At 62.1% G+C, this 18,985-nt stretch carries 22 protein-coding genes; 13 read left to right on the top strand and 9 right to left on the bottom strand.

All coding sequences use genetic code 11. From position 1 onward, the window contains the following. The first annotated feature begins 196 nt into the window (after positions 1 to 196). Together AC0L28_RS27085 and AC0L28_RS27080 are read left to right on the top strand one after the other, a co-directional pair. The gene (locus AC0L28_RS27085; RefSeq protein WP_473481420.1) at positions 197 to 1,339 is read left to right on the top strand and encodes an MFS transporter; all 1,143 of its coding nucleotides are present in this window, start codon (positions 197 to 199) and stop codon (positions 1,337 to 1,339) included. A gap of 101 nt (positions 1,340 to 1,440) precedes the next feature. Next, positions 1,441 to 1,677 (top strand): hypothetical protein, encoded by a 237-nt coding sequence (locus AC0L28_RS27080; protein WP_473481307.1) that lies wholly within the window; start codon positions 1,441 to 1,443, stop codon positions 1,675 to 1,677. 16 nt (positions 1,678 to 1,693) lie between these two features. On the opposite strand, the gene AC0L28_RS27075 is transcribed toward AC0L28_RS27080, so the two are convergent. From AC0L28_RS27075 to AC0L28_RS27065, 3 genes are all read right to left on the bottom strand, one after another. Continuing rightward, positions 1,694 to 2,086 carry a VOC family protein gene (locus AC0L28_RS27075; protein WP_473481305.1) on the bottom strand — a complete coding sequence of 131 codons (393 nt, stop codon included), beginning with the start codon at positions 2,084 to 2,086 and terminating at the stop codon, positions 1,694 to 1,696. Positions 2,087 to 2,173: 87 nt separating this feature from the next. Beyond that, entirely contained in the window at positions 2,174 to 2,743 is a 570-nt protein-coding gene (locus AC0L28_RS27070; RefSeq protein WP_473481303.1) for a histidine phosphatase family protein, read from the bottom strand. 98 nt (positions 2,744 to 2,841) lie between these two features. Then, positions 2,842 to 4,080 (bottom strand): MFS transporter, encoded by a 1,239-nt coding sequence (locus AC0L28_RS27065; RefSeq protein WP_287077300.1) that lies wholly within the window; start codon positions 4,078 to 4,080, stop codon positions 2,842 to 2,844. 401 nt (positions 4,081 to 4,481) lie between these two features. Between AC0L28_RS27065 and AC0L28_RS27060 the strand changes: the two genes are divergently transcribed. The 4 genes from AC0L28_RS27060 to AC0L28_RS27045 all read left to right on the top strand — a co-directional run bounded on the left by AC0L28_RS27060 (position 4,482) and on the right by AC0L28_RS27045 (position 6,885). Further along, a complete protein-coding gene (locus AC0L28_RS27060; RefSeq protein WP_128170327.1) occupies positions 4,482 to 5,117 on the top strand; it encodes an ankyrin repeat domain-containing protein in 636 nt (211 codons plus the stop codon). Between the two features lie 131 nt (positions 5,118 to 5,248). Beyond that, positions 5,249 to 5,656, top strand: a complete 408-nt coding sequence (locus AC0L28_RS27055; protein WP_473481418.1) for an ArsR/SmtB family transcription factor — start codon at positions 5,249 to 5,251, stop codon at positions 5,654 to 5,656. Continuing rightward, complete coding sequence (locus AC0L28_RS27050) at positions 5,653 to 6,186, top strand: SRPBCC family protein (protein ID WP_473481300.1); 534 nt, start codon at positions 5,653 to 5,655, stop codon at positions 6,184 to 6,186. Before AC0L28_RS27055 ends, AC0L28_RS27050 begins: the two co-directional genes overlap by 4 nt. 123 nt (positions 6,187 to 6,309) lie before the next feature. Next, complete coding sequence (locus AC0L28_RS27045) at positions 6,310 to 6,885, top strand: dihydrofolate reductase family protein (protein ID WP_287188064.1); 576 nt, start codon at positions 6,310 to 6,312, stop codon at positions 6,883 to 6,885. Positions 6,886 to 6,954: 69 nt separating this feature from the next. Here AC0L28_RS27045 and AC0L28_RS27040 read toward each other — a convergent pair whose 3' ends face one another. The 4 genes from AC0L28_RS27040 to AC0L28_RS27025 all read right to left on the bottom strand — a co-directional run bounded on the left by AC0L28_RS27040 (position 6,955) and on the right by AC0L28_RS27025 (position 10,679). Further along, positions 6,955 to 7,704, bottom strand: a complete 750-nt coding sequence (locus tag AC0L28_RS27040) for a glucose 1-dehydrogenase (RefSeq protein ID WP_292483966.1) — start codon at positions 7,702 to 7,704, stop codon at positions 6,955 to 6,957. A 77-nt stretch (positions 7,705 to 7,781) separates the two neighbouring features. Then, positions 7,782 to 8,786 carry a sugar-binding protein gene (locus AC0L28_RS27035; RefSeq protein ID WP_287284401.1) on the bottom strand — a complete coding sequence of 335 codons (1,005 nt, stop codon included), beginning with the start codon at positions 8,784 to 8,786 and terminating at the stop codon, positions 7,782 to 7,784. 53 nt (positions 8,787 to 8,839) lie between these two features. Further along, positions 8,840 to 9,949 carry an ABC transporter permease gene (locus AC0L28_RS27030; protein WP_473481297.1) on the bottom strand — a complete coding sequence of 370 codons (1,110 nt, stop codon included), beginning with the start codon at positions 9,947 to 9,949 and terminating at the stop codon, positions 8,840 to 8,842. Continuing rightward, positions 9,939 to 10,679 (bottom strand): ATP-binding cassette domain-containing protein, encoded by a 741-nt coding sequence (locus tag AC0L28_RS27025; protein WP_287284399.1) that lies wholly within the window; start codon positions 10,677 to 10,679, stop codon positions 9,939 to 9,941. The genes AC0L28_RS27030 and AC0L28_RS27025 overlap by 11 nt, the downstream gene beginning before the upstream one ends. 191 nt (positions 10,680 to 10,870) lie before the next feature. Between AC0L28_RS27025 and AC0L28_RS27020 the strand changes: the two genes are divergently transcribed. The 6 genes from AC0L28_RS27020 (at position 10,871) to AC0L28_RS26995 (ending at position 16,147) form a co-directional block, all read left to right on the top strand. Further along, complete coding sequence (locus AC0L28_RS27020) at positions 10,871 to 12,322, top strand: FAD-binding oxidoreductase (RefSeq protein WP_473481295.1); 1,452 nt, start codon at positions 10,871 to 10,873, stop codon at positions 12,320 to 12,322. An 11-nt stretch (positions 12,323 to 12,333) separates the two neighbouring features. Next, positions 12,334 to 13,062 (top strand): FadR/GntR family transcriptional regulator, encoded by a 729-nt coding sequence (locus tag AC0L28_RS27015; RefSeq protein WP_473481293.1) that lies wholly within the window; start codon positions 12,334 to 12,336, stop codon positions 13,060 to 13,062. A 2-nt stretch (positions 13,063 to 13,064) separates the two neighbouring features. Continuing rightward, the gene (locus AC0L28_RS27010) at positions 13,065 to 13,502 is read left to right on the top strand and encodes a VOC family protein (protein WP_473481291.1); all 438 of its coding nucleotides are present in this window, start codon (positions 13,065 to 13,067) and stop codon (positions 13,500 to 13,502) included. A 67-nt stretch (positions 13,503 to 13,569) separates the two neighbouring features. Then, complete coding sequence (locus AC0L28_RS27005; RefSeq protein ID WP_473481289.1) at positions 13,570 to 14,616, top strand: ABC transporter substrate-binding protein; 1,047 nt, start codon at positions 13,570 to 13,572, stop codon at positions 14,614 to 14,616. Further along, positions 14,616 to 15,392 (top strand): ABC transporter ATP-binding protein, encoded by a 777-nt coding sequence (locus AC0L28_RS27000; RefSeq protein WP_473481287.1) that lies wholly within the window; start codon positions 14,616 to 14,618, stop codon positions 15,390 to 15,392. The genes AC0L28_RS27005 and AC0L28_RS27000 overlap by 1 nt, the downstream gene beginning before the upstream one ends. Next, a complete protein-coding gene (locus AC0L28_RS26995) occupies positions 15,389 to 16,147 on the top strand; it encodes an ABC transporter permease (RefSeq protein ID WP_236377440.1) in 759 nt (252 codons plus the stop codon). The genes AC0L28_RS27000 and AC0L28_RS26995 overlap by 4 nt, the downstream gene beginning before the upstream one ends. Positions 16,148 to 16,248: 101 nt before the next feature. Here the strand turns inward: AC0L28_RS26995 and AC0L28_RS26990 are convergent, their stop codons facing one another. Both AC0L28_RS26990 and AC0L28_RS26985 read right to left on the bottom strand, forming a co-directional pair. Beyond that, positions 16,249 to 16,722: an SRPBCC family protein gene (locus AC0L28_RS26990; RefSeq protein WP_128246964.1), complete on the bottom strand. Its 474-nt coding sequence runs from the start codon at positions 16,720 to 16,722 to the stop codon at positions 16,249 to 16,251. 39 nt (positions 16,723 to 16,761) lie between these two features. After that, entirely contained in the window at positions 16,762 to 17,631 is an 870-nt protein-coding gene (locus AC0L28_RS26985) for an SDR family oxidoreductase (RefSeq protein ID WP_473481285.1), read from the bottom strand. Positions 17,632 to 17,734: 103 nt separating this feature from the next. On the opposite strand from AC0L28_RS26985, the gene AC0L28_RS26980 reads away from it, so the two are divergent. Beyond that, positions 17,735 to 18,625, top strand: coding sequence for a LysR family transcriptional regulator (locus tag AC0L28_RS26980; RefSeq protein ID WP_287238517.1), 891 nt, complete (start codon positions 17,735 to 17,737; stop codon positions 18,623 to 18,625). Positions 18,626 to 18,985: the final 360 nt, after the last annotated feature.

Genomic DNA, 18,985 nt, shown 5'->3' with positions numbered 1-18,985 from the left:
GTTCTCTCTGTTCCAGTCCAACAAAACCGATACTCGCCTCGCTGGAATATCTAACGCGACTCCGTCATGATCTTTCCGCCTTGCCGAGCGTCGCTGCCGAGCGCGGTGACGCCGACGCAGGTCATGAGAGTAGGCTAGGCCAGTGCAGCGGATCCACCCGACGACCTTTCTTTTTGCGGCCCGAGCCCTGCGCGATATGGGCGATGGGTTCGTGGCCGTTCTGTTGCCAGTCTACCTGCTCGCATTGGGTTTCACGCCTCTGCAGGTCGGCATCATCGCGACCGCATCGCTACTCGGTTCAGCGCTCTTGACCATCGCCGTCGGAGTCCTTGGTGCCCGACACGATCACCGCCGTCTCCTGCTTGCCGCCACCAGTCTGATGGTCGCCACGGGTGTGGCCTTTGCCCTGGTTCATGACTACGCGCTGCTTTTGGTGATCGCGTTCGCAGGCACCATCAACCCGTCGGCCGGCAGCGTCAGCGTGTTCGTGCCATTAGAGCATGCCGTGCTCACACGCGAAGTCACTGATGCAGCCCGGACCAAGATGTTCGCGCGTTACAGCTTGGTGGGCGCGCTTGCAGGCGCCGTTGGCGCACTCGCTTCGGCGACCCCTGATCTTGTTGCTCCATCCGGCCCCGACCAACTCACCGGCATCAAGGCCATGTTCGTGCTCTACGCGTTGCTCGGCCTGCTAGGCGGCCTCTTCTACGCGCGGATCCCGCAGCGCCGTCCCACGTCGGACACAGGTACCGCGTCCGCGCTCGGCCCCTCGCGCAATATCGTTCTCAAGCTTGCGGCTCTTTTTAGCCTTGATGCTTTCGCCGGCGGCTTTGTCGTCCAGTCGCTGCTTGCCCTATGGCTGTTCGAAAAATTCGACCTGTCGCTTTCGGAAGCGGGATTTTTCTTCTTCTGGTCCGGCGTGCTTTCGGCGTTCTCATTCCCCGTTGCAGCTTGGCTGTCCCGGCACATCGGACTCATCAACACGATGGTGTTCACACACATTCCGTCCAACATCGCCCTGATGCTGGCGGCGCTTGCGCCGACGCTACCTCTGACACTGGCCCTGCTGCTGGTCCGCGCTGCGCTTTCGCAGATGGACGTCCCGACGCGCTCATCTTACGTCATGGCCGTTGTCACGGAAGCGGAGCGGGCGGCGGCCGCGAGCTTCACATCTGTCCCGCGCAGTCTGGCCGCGGCAGCCAGTCCGGCGCTGGCGGGCGCTCTGCTTGCTGCCTCTTTCCGAGCTTGGCCCCTCCTCATCTGCGGTGCATTGAAGATCATTTATGACCTGCTGCTGCTGCTGCAGTTCCGGCTCTTGAAGCCCCCAGAGGAGCGGTGAGGCCAGCCTTGTCGGTTTGGGGCGTTTAGCCAGGAGGGATCGATCGCGGCGGCAAAGCGTTTGAAAGGTGTCGACCGTTTTGAGCTGGCTCGGAGCGTGAAATGTCGCCTCGCTTCCTGCTGACGTTATTCGCCGCCCTTTATCCGGCATCATCGGTGCACGCCGGTGTCGATGTCGAGCGCGCACTGGAAGCCTTCCACAGCACCTGCCTGGCACACGTTGACCGCTTCGACCGAGCGGGTCACGACCGCGACGAGTTTTGGACGCGATTTCAGCAGACTGATCAGCTGGCTGCGGCAGAACACCGTGACAATGCTCGCAGAACGTTCGCCGCCTGACTACACCACCGAGCGATCACGGGTTCCATCCGCCGCTGCCGTACTGACGGGTAATGATCTCGAGAAGATGACCGTTCGGGTCCTCGAAATAAACGCCGCGGCCGCCGTCGTGGTGGTTGATCTCGCCCAACTGCGTCCGGCTGGGGTCAGCCCAGTACGAGAGGTTCCGTTCACGAATCCTGGCGAAGATCTCGTCGAACTCGGCTTCGCTGACCAGGAAGGCGTAATGCTGCGGCCTGATTTCGCCTGAGGTATCCATATAGTCGAGGTTGGCACCGTTTTCGGTGGTGACCATCTGGAAAGGACCCCAGCGCCTCGCGGCTGGAAGGCCAAGCATTTCCGCCAGGAATTTTGCCGACGCCTCGCTGTCGTGGGCCGGCAGTATTGTATGGTTGAAATCGATAGCCATGCCATCACTCCCTTTAATTTCTCCTCGCACGTCGTTGTTCCGCGACAGAAGCGGTGCTGCACGAGATGGGGTCGATGGCCATGATGCTCAAGCCGGCGTGGCAACCTGCCCGATGACCTGCACGGGCTCAGCTTCATGAATACGGACGATGATCATTTCGCCGCTATCCGGCACCTCGCCGGTCAAACCGGTGATGTTGACCTGATGCGTGACAAGGACCACAGGCCCGCCGAAACGCTGCCCGCGGAGCCAGGCCAAAAGGGCAGCGGTGCGCACTTCTGCGGCCGAACTGTCGCCAAAGAACGAATTGAGCAGCTCAAGAGGCACGACGTCGCCGATCCCGAGCAGGCGAGCGGTGTCGAGGCAACGACACCACTGGCTCGAATAGACGGCTGCCAACGAGATGCCGTTCGCACGGAACAGGTCGCCGATCGCGCGGGCCTGCGCACGACCTTCTTCCGACAGATTCCGCTGGGTGCTGCAATCACCGAGCCTTAAGCCAGGCGGATCGCCGGAGCCTGGGGCCGCGGCATGGCGCAGCAGCGCAATGGCTTCTCCGGATCGCAGGGCTGCCCAGAGTGGCCCGGAGGCGTGTGCCTTGCCGAAGGCAGCCGCTCCGAGCGACAGGACAAGAAATCGCCGACGTCCAATTCGCATCTTGCTTCTCACCTTATCCGATTAGCAGCCTGACGCGGACCAGCACTTCATTCCGCAGGTAGCGACATAAATGTTGGTTTCGACGATTTCAGGACCGATCAGGAGCTGGAAAGATTCAAGCCGCGAGACAGGCCCCGCGTCAGCCTCCGCGACACCCGCCACATCAGCAAGGCGGCGGCCAGGCTGTAGACGCCCATCAACGCCAGTTGCAGCGAGTAGTCGACGCCGGCGTCGATCAGGTATCCGGTGATGCCGGGACCCATCGCCGAGGCCAGAACCATCACGGCCACCACAACCGAGCGGATCGCACCGAGATGCGCGGTGCCGTAGATCTCCGGCCACATGGCGCCCTCCAGGGTCGAGGAGAAGCCGTAGCTGATGCCAAGCAGCGCCATGAAGACGAAGATGGCGAAAGGCGCCGTCAGATAGGCAGCCGCGAAGCATGCCAGCGCCAGCGGCAGAAGGAATAGAGGCAGCAGCTGGACCGCCGAGAAGCGGTCGATCAGCCACCCGGCCAGAAGCGCAAAACCCATCGTCGTGGCGGACAGGACGGCGAAGCCGCTGGCGAAGAGTTGCAGCGGCCAGCCCCGGAGCTCGGTTAGATAGACCTGGTGAAAGAAGATGGTGGTGCCGACGAAGGCGGGAGCCAGGACGCCCAGGCAGATGGCGTAGAAGGTCGGATCGCGCAGGACTTCCGCCCGCGTCCAGTGCTTCACTGCGCGTTGCGCCCTCGGCTGGGCCTCGCTCTGCGGATTGCGTTCCTTCCAGACCAGCGCACAAACCAGAGGCAAGGCCACGACCAGGATGAAGGCTGCGCAGACGAACCAGCTTCCCCTCCAGCCGACGAGGCCGGCCACGAGGACGAACAGGAAAGGCAGCAGAGCGCCGCCGACATGAAAGCCAAGCGTGACGACCGAGACGGCGCGGCCCCGGTTCGCGGCGAACCAGCGACCAGTCGCCGTCAGAGCCGTCTGGGTCATCATCCCCTGGCCAAAAAGGCGCAGCAAATAGAGCGCAAGGAGCAGCGTTGGCAGCGACCCGGCGAACCCCATCGCAATGCTGGCGCAGGCAAGCATGAGCATCGTCGCGATCGCCATGGTCACTGTCGAATACCGGTCCAGCGACCGACCCAAGAACGGCAGGGTCGCCGCGCTAAGCAGCGTTGCCAGCATGTAAAGGCCGCCGAACTCGCCATGACTCAACCCGAACGTCTCGCGGATACCGCCGTTCGACAAGGCGATGAAGAAGGTCTGCCCGAAGGACGAGACGAGGGTCAGCAAAAAGGCGCCCGCGAGCCAGCGGACATTGTTGACGACGAATGCACTGAAGGACTGCATGTTGTTTCTCGATTGAGTGCGCGCTTCCTGTTCGTCTTTATCGGCCTCCGCTGTCGGAGGATATCGGCCAGTTCCGCTTTGATCAGTGGCCTGGCTTCACGTTCGAGCCGGTCGAACTTCCATGCCGATTACCAACCAGCCAGTCCGACTTCGGCGTCCTCGCCACTCTGCTTGCAAGTGAAGTCAGTCGGATGCCGTCGCGCTCTTAGGTCAGGCACTCAAAGGCATCATGCCTCTCGCTCAAGCTCAGGTTCGCTATCTTCTCCTTCTTCCCCTCTCGGATTGTATTTGCGGACACCGTCGAATGAGAAAGGCTTTTCGATGGAAGCCGGTCATTCGGTGGATGTCGGCCGAACCGGAACAATGGTATCCTGCAGGGAGCATTCGGGGAGGCGACTGCATTGACCGAGAGCTTGGAAGTCGAAGGGGCGAGAGGTTGGTCGAATCTGCTGATCGCGGCAGAAAGCGGCGATGCGGGGGCCGTTCGAGCGGAATTGGCGGCCGGCGCCAATATCAACGAGGCGGACGGCGGCGGCTGGTCAGCCCTTCATCTCGCAGCCCTCAATGCCCGCACCGCGGCGGTCGAGGCGTTGATCGAACACCCAGCAATCGATGTGAATTCCAGAAACAAATGGAAGAGCACGCCTTTGAGCCTTGCTTCGGCCAAGGGCCACTACGCCTCTATTTTAGCCCTCGTGAAACATCCCGAAATAGAGATTAATGCAAGAGCCGACTACTACGGCAGAACGGCCCTTATTGAAGCGGCAAAGAACGGGCATCTGGATGTCGTTAAGTTGCTTGTCGAGAATGGCGCCGACGTGAATCTTACTGACAAGACCGGAAGAAACAACGCGCTTATCGAGGCAATCAAGGGACGGCACTACGAGGTCGCGGGATACCTGCTTGATTCCCGGAAAATGAACTTTCTCAACAAGGATATGAGACTGAACGCCCTGATCTGGGCTGGAAGCTGCCATAACCCTCAACTCATCGAAAAGCTGGAAGTCTCGATTCATACTTTCTTCGAAGGCAAGTGAAGGTCCCGCTTCCGCCGGCCCTTGCACTGGCCGAATGTCTTCGATCGCCGCAGACCGCCTGTGGAACTCCCTTCCAAGATCATTCAACCAATCGGTTGACAATTCGAAAGCGTGCCTCTATATTCAACTACATGGTTGAATTAGAGACACCCCAGATCGACGCGGTTTTTCACGCGCTTGGTGACACCACCCGCCGGCACATGCTTCGCGACCTCGCCGGCGGCGAGCGAACGGTGAGCCAGTTGGCGGAACCCTTCGCCATGTCGTTGGCGGCCGCCTCCAAGCACATTAAGACGCTGGAGAATGCAGGGCTTATTCGTCGCGAAGTGAGGGGCCGCACACATATTTGCCGCCTCGAACCCGGACCGCTGGCCAGCGCCCACCAATGGCTCGGCTTCTACGAGCGGTTCTGGACCAACCGTCTCGACGTCCTCGAGCGTCTGCTTCGCGAGGAGGACGCACGCAAAGCCCCGGGTGATTCCTGGGCCCGGGATGATTCCAGGAAATCGCCCGCCTCAAAAGAAGGAGACGACCAATGAACCAGATGAAAGCCATCGAAGCCTATGGCGAACTGACCGAGCCCGCCACGTTCACTATCCAGCGGCTTTTGCCCGGTCCCATCGAGCGGGTCTGGGCTTATCTCACCGAGAGTGACCTGCGCCGGCAGTGGATGGCTGCGGGCCAGATGGAAATGAAGGCCGGCACCTCGTTCGAGTTGGTCTGGCGTAACGACGAGCTGACCGATCCGCCCGGCCAGCGCCCCGCGGGCTTTCCCGAAGAGCACCGGATGGAGGGACGGATCACCGAGCTCGATCCGCCTTACAAACTTGCCATCACCTGGGGAGACACCGGCGGGGTTTCCTTCTTGCTGGAGCCGAAGGGCAATGAAGTGCTGCTCACCGTCATCCATCGCCGGCTGCCGGAACGCGCCATCCAGCTCAACGTCACCGCCGGCTGGCACATGCACCTCGACATGCTGGCTGCCCGCCTCGCGGGCAAGACGCCGACCTCGTTTTGGGAGGGCTGGAGCCGCCTGCGGGAAGAATACGACCGCCGCCTGCCGGCCTGACACGATCGCGCCGGCTGAAGTCACCGCCCAGCCTCCACCGGCATCCGTCCGTGGAGGCTCGCACACCAGTAACGATGAAACGATGAAACGTGCTTGCATTGGGCAAGCCTGATGGAGGACGTCATGCGCAAATTGATCGCCGGAATGAAGGTTTCCGTCGACGGCAAGATGGAGGGACCCGAGGGTTACGCGGAATGGGTCGACGCGTGGTCGGAGGAGTATGGGCTGATGCCGCAAATCGATGCCTGCCTGCTCGGGAGCATCATGTACGCCGGCTACGAGCGCTACTGGAGCGCGATCCAGAATGAGCCGGACAAGCCGTTGCCGATGACCGGCAAATTGCCGACGCCGGAGGAGCTCGAATGGGCCCGCTTTGCCGAACATACCCCGCATTATGTGCTGTCGAACACGATGACTTCGGCGGCCTGGCCAAAGACGCGCTTCGTGCGGAGCCTCGAAGACATCGCTGGCCTCAAGCAGCAGCCCGGCAAGGATATCTATCTCATGGGCGGTGCGCGAATGACCGCGAGCCTCATCGATGCCGGGCTGGTGGATGAACTGCGGCTTATCCTCTATCCACTGCTCGTCGGCGAAGGGAAGGCGCTGTTTGGAGCAACGCAAAATCGTCGCGGGCTTGAACTGCGGAAGGTTCAGCAGCTCACGGATGGGCGCGTGAGCCTGGTCTTTGGAATTGGCTAACTCAGCCGGTCTTCGCAGATTTCGCAGCGCTGCCCGGCTGAAATTTATTCCTGAAAGGCACGTCGCCGGTCAGAGGGAAACCGACAGCCCACCGTCGACGGCCAGCACATGGCCGTTGACGTAGGCGGCAGCGTCTGAGGCGAGAAACACCACGGCTCCGCCGAGTTCCTCAGGCTGGGCCCAGCGGCCCGCCGGGGTTCGTGCCTCGACCCATTTGGTGAAGGCCTCGTCGCTCATAAGTGCGGTGTTGAGCTCAGTAGCGAAATAGCCGGGGGCGATCGCGTTGACGGTGATGCCGTGACGGCCCAGTTCAGCGGCGGTAGAGCGTGTCAGCCCGTGCAGGCCCGCCTTTGCCGCCACATAGGCGTGAATGGTGGGACGGCCAAGGATCGCCGCAACCGATCCGGTGTTTATTATGCGCCCGAACTTGTTTGGCAGCATCAGGCGCACCGCGTCGCGCATCATGCGGAAGCAAGCCGAAAGATTGACGGCAATCACATGGTCGAAATCCTCGTCCTGCCATTCGACCAACGGACTTCGATGCTGGATGCCGGCGTTGTTGACCAGAATATCGAGGCGGCCGTGGCGTTCGACGATCCCTTCCAGCGACGCCCTCGAGATCGCCGCGTCGGTGACATCGAACGGCAGGGCTTCGGCCCCGATCCTTTCGGCCGCCGCGGACAGCGCCGCCGGATCGCGGGCATTGACGATCACCGTCGCGCCGTTTTCCGCAAGTGCCTTGGCCATGGCGAAGCCGAGGCCACGCGAAGCACCGGTGACCAACGCGACACGGCCGTTGAGCGAGAACAATTCCGACATTGATAATCCCCCAAGAAAAGGGCGGGCTATGAAAAGGGCGGGAGTTTGCTCCCGCCCAATTAACGCTATTTGGAGCACTATTTGGCGATGCAGGTATCCGCTGTCTCCGGCGTGCAAATGTCAAGGCCGGTATAGGTCGGGTCGGCCGGCGAAGCCTTGCCGTCCTTCATGTCCTTCAGCGCCATCATCGTCTTGTAGCCCATTTCGAACGGCCGCTGGCCGACCTGGCCGAGCGAGAACCCTTCCTTCATCTGGTCGATCTGTACGGGAAGCGTATCGGCGACGACCAGGGCCAGGGCCTTCGAGGCGATCTTGTCCTTGTACGGCGCGACCGCGGCGCGATTGGCATCGGGGATGAACTGCGGGAAGCCGCCGGTTGGGATGAACGCGTCGAGGTTCGGGTTTTTCGCCATGATGTCCTCGAACTGCTGCACCGAGCGCGGGAAGTCGTCGTCGGTGTAGAGTGGGCAGCCCTCGATTTCGGTCCAGCCGTTCTGTCCGGTCAGGCGGTCGCCGGGTGAGGCTGCCGATTTGGTCCCCGAAAGCGTGTCGCGAATGCCCTGCATGCGCTCATTGTGGTTGGCCGCCGCCGCGCCGCCCGACTGGATACAGATCGTGCCGCCCTTGGGCTTGATCTGCATGGCGAGCTTGGCGAGGTTCGCGCCGATCTCATAATTGTGCGTGCCGATATAGGCGACGCGCAGGTCCTTGTTCTCGGGCAGCAGATCGGAGTCCCAGGTGAGGACCGGAATGCCCGCGTCCTTGGCGGCCTGCAGCGCAACCGCCATCGCCGCAGCGTTCGATGGCGATACGGCGATGCCGTCCACCCTCTTGGCCACGAGATCCTGCACGATCTGTACCTGCTCGTCGCCGCCGCCATGCTCGCCGGGGCCGATATACATGCACTCCAGGGCACCATTCGATTCGGCTTCGGCCTTCTTGCAGCCGTCGCGTGCCTGGTCGAAGAAAGGATTGTTCATGTTCTTCGGCACCAGGGCGAAGGTGTATTTCGCCTCGGCACCGGAAACGGCAAGCACCATGGCGCCAAGCGCGACAGCCGCCGTCAGCAGATGTTTCTTCATGTGAAGTTCTCCTCCTTGGTGTGATGTCCCGCAGGCCTCCCGCCGGCGGGTTTCTAGCGGCTTTTTTTGGGCATCAGGACTGCCAGCGACGCAGCGAGGATCGATTTGCCGCCGGTTTGCATGCCCAAAAGAACCGCAAGAACGATGAAGGCGCCGACGAAGGCACCCTGCCAGTTTGAATCGATGCCGGCCATCAGCAGCGCATTCCTGATCACTTCGAGGAACGCCGAGCCGATGACCGCACCGAAGGCCGTGCCGGCGCCGCCCATCAGGCTGGCGCCGCCAATCACTGTCGCCGCAATGACGCGCAGCTCATAGCCTTGGCCCATCGCATTGATGGCCGAGCCGTTGTAGCCGAGCAGCAGGAGCGAGGCGATCGAGGCGGTGAAGGCCGAGAAAAGGTAGGCCTGGAATTTGATCCAGTCGACCGGAACGCCGGTGAGCCGCGCCGCCTCCTCATTGCCGCCGATGGCGAACAGATGCCGGGCCCAGGCAGTGAAATTGAACACGAAGCCGACAATCAGCGCCAGGACCACCATGGTCCAGAATTGCGACGACAGTTCCGGTATCCAGTGCGGCGCCCAGTCCTCGGGTCCATGCCGCGGCCATTTCGCCTGGCCGATCGCCTTCACGATCGGAGCATCGGGCCCGAACTGGTAAAGCATCTGGTTGGCCGAGAACACCACCGCCAGCGAGCGCGCGACGGACAGCATGCCGAGGGTGACGACAAAGGACGGCATTCCGACATAGGCGACAAAAAATCCGTTGACCGCGCCGCAGGCCAGGCCGGAAATAAGGCCCATGGCGAAAGCGATGTACCAGGGATAATGCCAGGTGAGGAACAGGCCGGCGACGATGACCACGAGGCCCATGATCGAGCCGACCGACAGATCGATGCCACCGGTGATGATGACGACCGTCATGCCGAGCGCCATGATGCCGAAAGGCGCAAGATTGCGCGTCACATTGGCGACGTTTTCGGAGGTGCCGAAGCTCGGCTCCATCGCTGTCATCAAGATGACCAGCGCGATCAGCGCGATCGTCACCCAGAAGGGCTGACTTGAAATCACGCGTTGGAAAGCTGTCTGTTCCTTGGTCGGGACGAAGTCCGACATGGCCGGCTGGCCGGCGTTCCCGGCCGATTCCTGAACACTATTCGCCACGGATGGCTCCCGTTATCAGTCCTGTGATTTCCTCGGGTGATGTGTTGCCGGTGTCCTTGTCGGCAACCTTGGAACCTCGCCTGAGCACGATGATGCGATCTGCGACGGCAAAAACGTCAGGCATGCGGTGGCTGATCAGCATGACGCCGACGCCCTGCGCTTTCAGGCGCCGGATCAATTCGAGCACTTCCGCCACCTGGCGCACCGAGATGGCGGCGGTCGGCTCGTCCATCAACACCAGCTTGGCGTTTGAAAGCCGGGTTCGCGCAATGGCTACCGCCTGGCGCTGCCCACCGGACATCTTCTTGACCAGATCGCGCGGCCTGGTTTCCGATTTGAGTTCCCTGAACAGCGCTGCCGAGCGGTCGATCATCGCCTGCTTGTCAAGCACTCTGATCGGCCAGAAACCTTTCTTGATCTCGCGGCCGAGGAAGACGTTCTGCGCCGCCGTCAGATTGTCGGCGAGCGCCAGGTCCTGATAGACGACTTCGATCCCCTTGGCGCGGGCCTGGACGGGTTTATGGAAATGGCAAAGCTCGCCGTCCACGACAATTTCGCCGTCGCTCGGCGGGAAATTGCCAGCCACGGTCTTGACCACGGTGGACTTGCCGGCGCCGTTGTCCCCCATCAGACCCACGACTTCGCCTCGCTCCACCTGGAAGCTGACGTCGCTCAGGGCCTGGATGGCCCCGAAATTCTTCGAAACGTGGCGAACCTCAAGCACCGGCATCGCGGTCCTCCCCGGACAACATTTGCCAATCTTGTCCCGGACTTATGCAAGATAGCTAATCAGCGAAATGTATTCGACACAATCCTTATTCGAAGGAGACCGGCATCCGTTTTTAGCGGGGCAGGTGGACCCTGGAGCATCGAGAAGAATAGGACTTGCGAAGTTGTAGGATGACCGTATGATCTGACCCGATGATCACGGATCGCCCCTTTCAACGCGAGGCTTCCGGCGCAATTGCTGAGCTGCCTGCGCAGTTGGCGGGTGATGCGCTGATAGACGGCCAGTCGCCCCAGGCGGAGCGCTACCTCATCGATTGGGGCCGCGACAGGTGCGGAAGTGCCCGCTTCATCGTGCGTCCAGGATCGGTGGGAGACGTCCAGGCGTTTGTGAGATGGTGCTCGCAGAGCGGTATCGCCATCGTCGTGCAAGGCGGCAATACCGGACTTGCCGGTGGCGCCATTCCAGACAATTCGGACTACGCGGTGCTGTCGCTTGAGCGTCTCAATCGCATACGCCGCGTCGATCCGCTCGACTTCACGCTGCAAGCGGATGCCGGGGCTGTGCTGCAGGACGTCAAGAACGCCGCTGAAGCATCCGAGATGACCTTCCCGCTCGCGCTTGGCGCACAGGGATCGTGCACGATCGGCGGCAATGTCGCGACCAACGCCGGCGGCATCAATGTGCTGCGCTACGGCATGACGCGTGATCTGGTGCTCGGGCTTGAGACGGTCCTGCCGGACGGGACACTGTGGAGCGGCATGAACGGGCTGCGCAAGGACAATCGCGGCTACAGCCTGAAGCAATTGATGATCGGCTCGGAAGGGACGCTGGGAGTCGTCACCGGCGTCGAGGTAAGGCTCTCGCCCCGGCCGACGCAGGTCGAGACCGCCTATGTCGGACTAGGCAGCTTCCGCCAGGCGTGCGAGCTGTTCCGGACGGCAAGGCATCTCTGCTCTGACCTTCTCAGCGCGTTTGAGGTCATCGGCGAGGAGTGCCTGCCGCTGGTCCACCTCATCGATCCGAACCTGCGCTCGCCGCTGACGCAAGAATGTCCGGTTCATGCGATCGTCGAACTCGCCTGTGGGCCAGGGATAGATGCCGGCGGCCTTCTTGAAATTATGCTGGCGCGCGCCCTCGAGGCCGACCTGATCAGGGACGGCGTCGTCGCGCAAAGCCGCTCGCAGGCTGCCACATTCTGGGCCATCCGTGAGGGCCTGGTCGAGGGACAGGCGCGGCGCGGCTATCATGTCCGCACCGACCTCTCGGTTCGTCTCAGCCAGGTGCCGACGCTGATCGAGCAAGCACGCGCGTGTGTCTTGCGAGACTGGCCTGGGTGGACATCCCTGACCTATGGCCATGCGGGCGACGGCAACATCCATTTCAACGTGCTGCCTCCCATCGATTGCGACCCCGGCGAAGCGAGGACCGTGGGGCAGGCGGTTTTGACCCGGCTCTACGAGCTGGTCGGAGCGCTCGGCGGCTCGTTCAGCGCCGAGCATGGCGTCGGTCGCAGCCGCAGTCACGTGTTCTGGGCCGGCCTGTCGCAGCGCGAGCGGCAGCTTCATTTCGCGATCAAGGCAGCCTTCGATCCGGCGGGCCTGTTCAATCCGACATGTCTCGTGCCTGATCCGGGCGATTTGTAGGGAAAAGCCGCATGAAGCAGCGTTCGTCCATCATCGGCAGCGTCGAGGCGCTTCCGCATCGCGTCGCGTCGCATCTGAGCCGCGAGATCGAGGGCGGCGACATCATCCCGGGAGCCCGGCTTCCCACCGAAAGCCAGCTCGCCGACAAGTTCGGCGTCAGCCGCAATGTTGTCAGGGAAGCGATCGCGCAGCTTCGCGCCGATGGCATGATCGAGGCACGTCAGGGCGTAGGCGCATTCGTCATGGCGCCGGAACAGCGGACCGCCATCCGGATCGACCGTGAGGCGCTGAAAGACCAGCGCAACATGGAGCAGCTCTTCGAGCTGCGCAGCATCCTGGAGACCGAATCCGCCACGCTCGCCGCGGCGCGCTGTACGTCCGATGAGCTTGACGCCATCAAGGCTGCGCTGGACCGCATGGGTGGCGAGGAGCGCTGGGAGGATGGCAGCATCGAGGCCGATCTGCTTTTCCATCGGGCGATCGCCCGTGCCACCGGCAATAGCTATATCTACACCTTCATTTCCTTCGTCTGCGAGCAGATCCGCCAGTCGATCCACTATGCCCGCCTCACCAACCCGCTCCACGACCTGGTCGAGGTCAACGTTGCCGAGCACGTGCGGATCTACGACGCGCTCGCCGCGCATGATCCGCAGGCTGCCGGCGAGGCGATGCGCCGGCACATCGAAGGCGCCGCATCGCGCGTAGGCGTCGAGCTCACCGCCATCAATCGAGGCAAATGACCATGTCGCTCGGGCAGATCAAGGCAATCACCGATATCTGCCTGCTTGTAGAGGATATCGACCGCACCATCGACTTCTACACGCAGAAGCTTGGCTACCGGATCAGACGCCGCGCCGAGGGCTTTGTCGATTTTCATTCCGAGCGCGTGACGCTCGCTGCATGGCAATTGGACCACATCAATCGCCACTGCGGCGTCTCGAATGTCCGCTCACCGAAGCAGGCGCACAAGGCATGCGTCGCCATGGAACTCGAAAGCGCCGGCGAGGTCGACCGGCTCTACGCCGAACTGTCGGACAAGGGCGTGCCGTTCGTCGGGCCGCCCGGCGACTATGTCTGGAACGCGCGCTGCGCCTACTTCCACGATCCCGACGGGACGCTGTGGGAACTCTACGCCTGGACCGGCGCCGGACCGGGCGACTATCACGACACGCAAGGATGATCCGATCGCGACGGCCTCGCAAGAAGGGCCGCGCCGCATGCAAACAGTCCAACAAAGGAGAAAGAAGATGAGTGGGAACGCATCGCAGTGGAATCGCAGATCGATCCTGAAGGCCGGCGCCGCCGGCCTGGCGGCTTTCGGGCCGGGACTTCAGCTGTTTGGCGCCAGCGCCTCGGCAGCCGCCAAGCTCGTGGTCCAGTATGACTGGCTGATGTCGAACGGCCAGATCGGCGACGTCGCAGCCGTCGCCAATGGCTACTTCAGCGAAGCCGGGCTTGAAGTGGAGTTCAGCCCCGGCGGGCCGAACGCCGCCACCGTGCCGCCGGTGGTGTCCGGTGCCGCCCAGCTCGGCCAATTCTCGGAAACGCCTCAACTCTATGCCGCGCGGGCGAGCGGCGTTCCGGTGAGGATCATCGCCTGCGGCTATCGCACCGGACCCTATGCGCTGACGTCGAAACCGGCGAAGCCGATCCGGTCGGTTGCGGATCTGAAGGGGATGCGGATCGGCACGCAGCCGACCGCGCGCTTCGCCATCGACGCGATGCTTGCGAAGAACAAGATCGACCCTTCCGAGGTCACCATCGTCAATGTCGGGTTCGACAAGGCGCCGCTGGTTCGTGGCGACGTCGATGCGATCGGCGGCTGGATCACCAACACGCAGGCGCTCAGCGTCGTCGGCGATGATCGCATCGATCTGCTGTTGTCGGAGCTCGGCCTGGCGTCCTATGCCAACGTCTACTTCGCGACCGACAGCGCCATCGAATCCGATTCCGCGACCCTGGCGAAATTCATCGGGGCGGTCGCCAAGGGGTGGGGCTGGGTCCATGCCAATCCCGAGCAGGCGGTCGACAAGCTCGTCGCTGCCTATCCCGAGATCGACGCAGGCTGGGAAAAGAAGACGATCCCCCTGGTCCTGAAACTGTCGTTCGACGACAACACGAAAAAGGATGGATGGGGCACGTTCGATCCTGCCTCGATCGAGAGCCAGATCGCGCTGCTTGACCAGATTGGCCAGTATCCGAACGGCAGGCCGAAGGCCCAGGACGTTTATACGACGAAGGTTCTCGAACTCAGTGCGGCTGAACGGCCCCAGCTCGGCGCGCCTGCCTTTTGATGGCGGCGCCGGCCATCGAAACCTCCGGGCTCGACGTCGGCTATCCCGGCCGGAACTCGCCCGTGACGGTGATCTCCGGTCTCGAACTGACAGTCGAGGCCGGGACGTTCCTGTCGATCCTCGGGCCTTCGGGGTGCGGAAAGTCGACGTTTCTGCGGGTGGTCGCCGATCTGTTGGCGCCACTCGCGGGCATGATACGCGTGATGGGCGAAACGCCGTCGGCGGTGCGCTCCGGCCGGGGCGTGGGCTTTGTCTTCCAGGACTCGACCCTTTTGCCGTGGCGCACGGCGCGCGAGAATCTGCGGCTGCCGATCCAGGTCGGCCGCCGCAGCCTGTCACGCATGATAGACGACCGCGCCGACGAGCTGCTCGAACTCGTCGGCCTGTCGGCCCTCAGTGAGCGCCTGCCGCATCAGCTTTCCGGCGGACAGCGCCAAAGGCTGGCGATCGCCCGGGCGCTGCTTGGCGAGCCACGTCTGCTGCTGATGGACGAGCCCTTTGGCGCGCTTGACGAGATCACCCGCGATCGCCTCAACGACGAATTGCTGAACCTTTGGCGGCGGACCGGAACGACCGTGCTGTTCGTCACGCATTCCATTGCCGAAGCGGTCTATCTCGGACAGCGCGTGATCGTGCTTGCCGCCCATCCCGGCCGGATCGTCGCCGACCACGACCTTCGTCCGCTGAAGGGGCCGGACAACAGATGCTCGCGCGAGGATCCGGCGATCGTCGCGGCAATGGCCAGGATGCGCTCCGCCCTCGGAGCGGCGTCGTGAACCAGGGCGCGCTTTCGCCATTCGCACAGACCGTGCTGCCGATCCTCGGCGCCGGCTCGCTCATTCTCGCATGGCAATTCCTGCTGCCGCTCGCCGGCGTGCCCGCTTACATCGTTCCGACGCCGACCGCGATAGCGGGCGTGTTTGCCAGGAACGGATCGCTTCTCCTGTCGAACCTCTGGCCGACGGCCATCGAGGCGCTCTCCGGCTTCGTGCTCGGCAACCTCGCCGCAGTGCTGCTGGCGATCGTCTTCGTTCACAGCCGTACGCTGCAGGCGGCCTATTTTCCGGTCGTGCTGTTCTTCAATACGATCCCGGTGCTGGCGCTGGCCCCAGTCGTCATCCTCATCTTCGGCCTCGGCATGCTGCCCAAGATCGTGATCGCGGCGGTGATCTGTTTCTTCCCAACGCTCATCAACATGATCCGGGGTCTGGAATCGGCAAGCCCCAGCGAGCACGAGCTGTTCCGCGTGCTGTCGGCGACGCGCTGGGAAGTATTCTGGCGCCTGCGCTTGCCGCGCGCGCTGCCAATGCTTTTCGCTTCGCTGCGGATCGCCTCGGCAACCGCGGTGATCGGCGCGATCGTCGGCGAATGGATCGGCTCCGACAAAGGTCTCGGCGCGCTGATCATCCAGGCGACCTTCAACTACCAGTCCGACCGGCTCTACGCCGCCATCGTGCTCTCATCGCTGTTGTCGATCGGGTTCTTCATGACCGTCGTCGCCGCTGAGCGATGGTCGGTTCGATACCGTTAGAGGCGGCTGAACGCGTCGGCGACGGACGTAGCATCATTTGTTCCCGCGAAGGCAGGGCGCCTCCTTGAGAGCCGCCCTGTTGCTTGTGTTTCTGGCGATGATTAGAGCTTTCCCGCTGCGAGCAGTTCGCGGGTCCGCTTCAGCGTCGACAGCAGGGCGGCCTTGTAGCCGTTTTCGCTGCCGAACTGAGCCTGCTCGGCCTGCTCCTCGCGACCGTTTGGCTCTTTGCCGCGCAAGCCAATGTAGCAGTAGAAGCGAAGCTGCAGTGCGCCTTCTCCATCTTCGAACAGTTCGTTGACAATCGCTCCCTCGCGCGGACCGGATGCCTGGAAGAAGGTGACCTTGCTTTCCGGCTCGAGCGTGACGATTTCGCGCAGGTCGTGGCCACCGATCGTGGCCTCACGCACGAAGTGGGTAGCGCTTTCCTCCACAACGTCGCAACGGGTGCAGAGACCCGTGACAAGGAACAAGCGGGCGTCGCGTGCTTTCAGCTCGAGACCCTTCCACACTTGAGCGCGCGTCAATGGGACTTCGCCTTCCGGGTTCACCGGAACTGTGGCAGTTGAATAAATCATGATGACAGTCCTTGTGATCAGACAGGGGCTGCGCTTCCGTCAGGCGGAGGCAGCGGTTTCCGAGGCGAAGGCTCGATATGGGCGCAGTGGACGTCCGAGCAGGGCAGTCAGGCGCTCGACGTCGCCGGCCCCAGGCAGCATCCCGTCGGTGAAGAAGCGCTCGCCCATCAGACGCATGTCGTAGGCCATCCAGGCGGGCACGAACTGCTTGAGATTTTGCTCAAAATCCTCGGTATTGTCGCCGCCGTAGTTGATCGGGCGGGCGAGCACGTCTGACCAGATGGCGGCGATATCCGCCCCAGTCAGTGTCTCTGGACCGACGAGGTTGATCCAGTCGATCGCAAGCGGCGCTGCGGCCTGTTCACGGCGCAGCAGCTCAAGGGCGGCGATCTCGGCGATATCACGGACGTCGATCATGGCGAGACCCTTGTCGCCGATCGGCATTGTGTAGGTGCCATAGCCGGTGATGACGTCTTTGATCATCAGATCGTTCTGGATGAAGTAAGCTGGGCGCAAGATCGTAGCCTTGAAGTCCATCTGCTCGATCATTCGCTCGACGCCGAACTTGCCAGCGAAATGGGGCACGTTCACGTAGCCGTCAGCGTGGATCACCGACAGATATACGATCCGCTCGATACCGGCCGATCGGGCGACGTTCAGCGCGACCAAAGCTTGGGTGAATTCGTCCGGAACTACGGCGTTCAAAAGGAACAGAGTGGAAACTCCAGACATGGCTTTGCGCAGCGAATCGACATCGAGAAAGTCGCCTTGCACGACGGATACGCCTGCCGGGAAGTTGGCTTTCGACGGATCGCGGACGAGAGCACGTACATCAGCGCCGCGCTTGACGAGGTGTTCGACGACTTGGCGGCCAATATTGCCTGTGGCCCCGGTAACGAGAATGGTCATGAAATTTCTCCTGTTGGGTTGCTTGACACGGCCAATATGTGTGGCTCACTGAGGGTCCAATAGGCTGAAATTTTAGACGCACCGTCTCGCTGGTGGAGCACACATGGATCTTCTTGCCCTCGCCGATTTTAATCTCGTTGCCCGCCACGGTGGTTTCGGCAAAGCGGCAAGGGCCACCGGACGGCCTAAGGCGACCCTGTCCCGGCGCGTTGGAGAATTGGAAAGCAGCCTTGATCTGCGCCTGTTTGAACGGGGTGCGCGTAGCCTGAAGCTCACCGAAGAAGGACGGGCGCTCTTCGAGCGGACAGGGGCGCTGCTTGCCGAACTGGACGAGACGGCTTCGGCGATTGCCTCGGGCGGTCAGAGACCCAGGGGCAGATTACGGATTAGCGCACCTTTGCTTTTTTCTCAGACCGCAATGGGGAGGATTGCTGCGGGGTTTGCCCTTAAATATCCGGAGGTGAGGCTGGAGGTTACGACTGAGGATCGGCCTGTTGACATGATCGAGGAAGGCTACGATCTGGTAATCCGAGTCAATCCAGATCCCGACGAAAGCCTTGTTGGACGGGCGTTTCTCCGCGACCGCCTGGTCGTAGTGGCGAGCCCTGACCTTCCTCGCGCGAGTGGTGGACTCGCCGCTCCTGGCGTCGCGCGCTGGGCGGGCGATCGGCAAACATGGCACGTGAAGACACAAGGTGGCCGGTCAACAATTGCAATCGAGCCTGTCCTCGCTTTGTCGATGCTCGTCATGGTCCGGGATGCGGTGCGAGCCGGCGTCGGTGCAGCACGTCTTCCCATTTCGTTGGTGGCCCACGACTTGGCTGACGGCACGCTGGTACTATGGGGGGATATCGACGGCCCCGAGATCGCTCTATGGGCGCTCTACCCATCTCGGCGGCTACTCAGCGCGCGAGTGTCGGCGTTCTTGAATTTTCTAAAACAGGCCTTCCCAAATGGGACGCCGGACGAACTAGCCGCCTATATTGGCAGGTGATGACCGAACCCGCGTTCGGGCGTAGAAAGTCCTATGCAACAAAAAAACGAAAACTGAGAAGCGCTTTGCCAGCGTCATGGATGAACTCACGTCCCATGCCAGCCTGCTTAGCAAAATGTGCTGGAACTATGGCCTGTCTTCCGATGCACTTTGTCAACAGAACCTAGGGGTGAAAGTCTGACGCTTGGTGCCGGTGGACGGCAAGAACCGACCCGTTGACGACCTTGGGCGTTGCAGACTTGAACCTCCAAATCGAGGTCGGGAACCTGACCTTCAGCGCAAGAGCATTCGGGAGTGCGCTCGCGTAAGGTAATTCACCACATTTGGCGGCACCCGCAGATGCTTTTTCGTGTTATGATG

Source organism: Mesorhizobium sp. WSM4847, assembly GCF_055811335.1.
This window is presented reverse-complemented; position numbering and strand designations above follow the sequence as displayed.

What these genes read in the sequence shown, in the direction of transcription:
- AC0L28_RS26985 (WP_473481285.1), bottom strand. Translation starts at nt 17,631, where the DNA reads ATGACCATTCTCGTTACCGGGGCCACAGGCAATATTGGCCGCCAAGTC.
- AC0L28_RS27040 (WP_292483966.1), bottom strand. Translation starts at nt 7,704, where the DNA reads ATGTCGGAATTGTTCTCGCTCAACGGCCGTGTCGCGTTGGTCACCGGT.
- AC0L28_RS27055 (WP_473481418.1), top strand. Translation starts at nt 5,249, where the DNA reads ATGGTTGAATTAGAGACACCCCAGATCGACGCGGTTTTTCACGCGCTT.
- AC0L28_RS27085 (WP_473481420.1), top strand. Translation starts at nt 197, where the DNA reads ATGGGCGATGGGTTCGTGGCCGTTCTGTTGCCAGTCTACCTGCTCGCA.
- AC0L28_RS27020 (WP_473481295.1), top strand. Translation starts at nt 10,871, where the DNA reads ATGATCACGGATCGCCCCTTTCAACGCGAGGCTTCCGGCGCAATTGCT.
- AC0L28_RS26980 (WP_287238517.1), top strand. Translation starts at nt 17,735, where the DNA reads ATGGATCTTCTTGCCCTCGCCGATTTTAATCTCGTTGCCCGCCACGGT.
- AC0L28_RS27000 (WP_473481287.1), top strand. Translation starts at nt 14,616, where the DNA reads ATGGCGGCGCCGGCCATCGAAACCTCCGGGCTCGACGTCGGCTATCCC.
- AC0L28_RS27070 (WP_473481303.1), bottom strand. Translation starts at nt 2,743, where the DNA reads ATGCGAATTGGACGTCGGCGATTTCTTGTCCTGTCGCTCGGAGCGGCT.
- AC0L28_RS27015 (WP_473481293.1), top strand. Translation starts at nt 12,334, where the DNA reads ATGAAGCAGCGTTCGTCCATCATCGGCAGCGTCGAGGCGCTTCCGCAT.
- AC0L28_RS27010 (WP_473481291.1), top strand. Translation starts at nt 13,065, where the DNA reads ATGTCGCTCGGGCAGATCAAGGCAATCACCGATATCTGCCTGCTTGTA.
- AC0L28_RS27035 (WP_287284401.1), bottom strand. Translation starts at nt 8,786, where the DNA reads ATGAAGAAACATCTGCTGACGGCGGCTGTCGCGCTTGGCGCCATGGTG.
- AC0L28_RS26990 (WP_128246964.1), bottom strand. Translation starts at nt 16,722, where the DNA reads ATGATTTATTCAACTGCCACAGTTCCGGTGAACCCGGAAGGCGAAGTC.
- AC0L28_RS27065 (WP_287077300.1), bottom strand. Translation starts at nt 4,080, where the DNA reads ATGCAGTCCTTCAGTGCATTCGTCGTCAACAATGTCCGCTGGCTCGCG.
- AC0L28_RS27050 (WP_473481300.1), top strand. Translation starts at nt 5,653, where the DNA reads ATGAACCAGATGAAAGCCATCGAAGCCTATGGCGAACTGACCGAGCCC.
- AC0L28_RS27080 (WP_473481307.1), top strand. Translation starts at nt 1,441, where the DNA reads ATGTCGCCTCGCTTCCTGCTGACGTTATTCGCCGCCCTTTATCCGGCA.
- AC0L28_RS27025 (WP_287284399.1), bottom strand. Translation starts at nt 10,679, where the DNA reads ATGCCGGTGCTTGAGGTTCGCCACGTTTCGAAGAATTTCGGGGCCATC.
- AC0L28_RS27075 (WP_473481305.1), bottom strand. Translation starts at nt 2,086, where the DNA reads ATGGCTATCGATTTCAACCATACAATACTGCCGGCCCACGACAGCGAG.
- AC0L28_RS27045 (WP_287188064.1), top strand. Translation starts at nt 6,310, where the DNA reads ATGCGCAAATTGATCGCCGGAATGAAGGTTTCCGTCGACGGCAAGATG.
- AC0L28_RS27005 (WP_473481289.1), top strand. Translation starts at nt 13,570, where the DNA reads ATGAGTGGGAACGCATCGCAGTGGAATCGCAGATCGATCCTGAAGGCC.